This window comes from Citrobacter amalonaticus (genome assembly GCF_002918555.1).
GTDB classification, from domain to species: Bacteria; Pseudomonadota; Gammaproteobacteria; order Enterobacterales; family Enterobacteriaceae; genus Citrobacter_C; species Citrobacter_C amalonaticus_A.
On the sequence record NZ_PQMB01000014.1, the window covers coordinates 1 to 2,312 of the forward strand.

Genomic DNA, 2,312 nt, shown 5'->3' on the forward strand with positions numbered 1-2,312 from the left:
GTCGTAGTCCGGATTGGAGTCTGCAACTCGACTCCATGAAGTCGGAATCGCTAGTAATCGTGGATCAGAATGCCACGGTGAATACGTTCCCGGGCCTTGTACACACCGCCCGTCACACCATGGGAGTGGGTTGCAAAAGAAGTAGGTAGCTTAACCTTCGGGAGGGCGCTTACCACTTTGTGATTCATGACTGGGGTGAAGTCGTAACAAGGTAACCGTAGGGGAACCTGCGGTTGGATCACCTCCTTACCTTAAAGAACCTGCCTTTGTAGTGYYCACACAGATTGTCTGATGAAAAGTAAGCAGCAAGGCGTCTTGCGAGAGAGACTTCAGTGTCCCCTTCGTCTAGAGGCCCAGGACACCGCCCTTTCACGGCGGTAACAGGGGTTCGAATCCCCTAGGGGACGCCAGCGTTCAACTGATGAGGTTAAACCTCCAGGGGACGCCACTTGCTGGTTTGTGAGTGAAAGTCACCGGCCGTTATATCTCAAAACWGATTCTCAGGARTCWTGTTTGAGATATTTGCTCTTTAAAAATCTGGATCAAGCTGAAAATTGAAACGACACACAGAATYTGTGTGTTCGAGTCTCTCAAATTTTCGCAATCAGAAGATAACCCTGTAAAAGGTGAAGTGAGCCTGGTGAAGACAAGGCGTACCGCACGCAGCGAGCGCAGTGGACTTGATGTCCATGAGCATCGCGGGTACGGAACAACGCAGTATTCACGACGCGCAACGAACCGGACAGAACAAGACATCTTCGGGTTGTGAGGTTAAGCGACTAAGCGTACACGGTGGATGCCCTGGCAGTCAGAGGCGATGAAGGACGTGCTAATCTGCGAAAAGCGTCGGTAAGGTGATATGAACCGTTATARCCGGCGATGTCCGAATGGGGAAACCCAGTGCAATTCGTTGCACTATCGTTAAGTGAATACATAGCTTAACGAGGCGAACCGGGGGAACTGAAACATCTAAGTACCCCGAGGAAAAGAAATCAACCGAGATTCCCCCAGTAGCGGCGAGCGAACGGGGAGCAGCCCAGAGTCTGAATCAGCTTGTGTGTTAGTGGAACGGTCTGGAAAGTCCGACGGTACAGGGTGATAGTCCCGTACACCAAAATGCACAGGCTGTGAACTCGATGAGTAGGGCGGGACACGTGGTATCCTGTCTGAATATGGGGGGACCATCCTCCAAGGCTAAATACTCCTGACTGACCGATAGTGAACCAGTACCGTGAGGGAAAGGCGAAAAGAACCCCGGCGAGGGGAGTGAAAAAGAACCTGAAACCGTGTACGTACAAGCAGTGGGAGCCTCTTTATGGGGTGACTGCGTACCTTTTGTATAATGGGTCAGCGACTTATATTCTGTAGCAAGGTTAACCGAATAGGGGAGCCGAAGGGAAACCGAGTCTTAACTGGGCGTTAAGTTGCAGGGTATAGACCCGAAACCCGGTGATCTAGCCATGGGCAGNAGCTAAGGTCCCAAAGTCATGGTTAAGTGGGAAACGATGTGGGAAGGCCCAGACAGCCAGGATGTTGGCTTAGAAGCAGCCATCATTTAAAGAAAGCGTAATAGCTCACTGGTCGAGTCGGCCTGCGCGGAAGATGTAACGGGGCTAAACCATGCACCGAAGCTGCGGCAGCGACACTATGTGTTGTTGGGTAGGGGAGCGTTCTGTAAGCCGTTGAAGGTGGCCTGTGAGGGTTGCTGGAGGTATCAGAAGTGCGAATGCTGACATAAGTAACGATAATGCGGGTGAAAAACCCGCACGCCGGAAGACCAAGGGTTCCTGTCCAACGTTAATCGGGGCAGGGTGAGTCGACCCCTAAGGCGAGGCCGAAAGGCGTAGTCGATGGGAAACAGGTTAATATTCCTGTACTTGGTGTTACTGCGAAGGGGGGACGGAGAAGGCTATGTTGGCCGGGCGACGGTTGTCCCGGTTTAAGCATGTAGGCGGAGATTCCAGGTAAATCCGGAGTCTTGTTAACGCTGAGGTGTGATGACGAGGCACTACGGTGCTGAAGTGACAAATGCCCTGCTTCCAGGAAAAGCCTCTAAGCATCAGGTAACACGAAATCGTACCCCAAACCGACACAGGTGGTCAGGTAGAGAATACCAAGGCGCTTGAGAGAACTCGGGTGAAGGAACTAGGCAAAATGGTGCCGTAACTTCGGGAGAAGGCACGCTGACAGGTAGGTGAAGCGACTTGCTCGTGGAGCTGAAATCAGTCGAAGATACCAGCTGGCTGCAACTGTTTATTAAAAACACAGCACTGTGCAAACACGAAAGTGGACGTATACGGTGTGACGCCTGC

Annotated in this window: 1 tRNA gene and 2 rRNA genes; all 3 read left to right on the forward strand. The window is 52.0% G+C overall.

Going from position 1 to position 2,312, the window contains the following annotated elements:
• A 16S ribosomal RNA gene (locus C3432_RS27290) occupies nucleotides 1-249 on the forward strand; the annotation flags it as partial.
• Between the two features lie 85 nt (nucleotides 250-334).
• Nucleotides 335-410: transfer RNA gene (locus tag C3432_RS27295), tRNA-Glu, on the forward strand.
• 359 nt (nucleotides 411-769) lie between these two features.
• Nucleotides 770-2,312, forward strand: a 23S ribosomal RNA gene (locus tag C3432_RS27305); the annotation flags it as partial.